Here is a 648-nt window from a genome sequence, read left to right on the forward strand (position 1 = left end):
TTGTCCATTACGACAGMTGGGTTTCCCCATTCGGAAATCCTCGGATCAATGCCTGCTTACGGCTCCCCGGGGCGGTATCGTTGTTCGCCACGTCCTTCTTCGGCTCCTGGTGCCTAGGCATCCTCCGTGCGCTCTTACTAGCTTAACCAATTGCTCGTGGTGATTCGGCTTGTCCGCCGTTTTCATTTTGTTTCTCTGATCTCCTAAGACATCAAATGGTTGAAACAAAACGAAAAGAAGTCGGAACAATCTCGAACACCTCTCGCTTACGTAAAAACAGCTTTAAAGGATGTTTCAGCAATTCTTTTTCTTTCGTTATCCAGTTTTCAAGGTGCAAATTGATAAAAGTTGTTGGTGGAGCCAAGCGGGATCGAACCGCTGACCTCCTGCTTGCAAGGCAGGCGCTCTCCCAGCTGAGCTATGGCCCCATACAAATTCCATCAAAGCTGAACAAATGGTTTTCACGTCTTGCGCTCAAAGCGCCATATACCGATAACTTGTATCCGAACCTCATCGGGTTCGGGTATTTCCTTAGAAAGGAGGTGATCCAGCCGCACCTTCCGATACGGCTACCTTGTTACGACTTCACCCCAATCATCTACCCCACCTTCGACGGCTAGCTCCCTTGCGGGTTACCCCACCGGCTTC

At 49.9% G+C, this 648-nt stretch carries 1 tRNA gene and 2 rRNA genes; all 3 read right to left on the reverse strand.

Annotation, left to right across the window (positions count from 1 at the left end):
• Positions 1 to 148 (reverse strand): 23S ribosomal RNA (locus tag AC1DPK_RS34185); the annotation flags it as partial.
• Positions 149 to 352: 204 nt separating this feature from the next.
• Positions 353 to 428, reverse strand: a tRNA-Ala gene (locus AC1DPK_RS34190).
• Between the two features lie 107 nt (positions 429 to 535).
• Positions 536 to 648: ribosomal RNA gene (locus tag AC1DPK_RS34195) — 16S ribosomal RNA — on the reverse strand; the annotation flags it as partial.

This window comes from Paenibacillus sp. 01T424 (assembly GCF_056398745.1).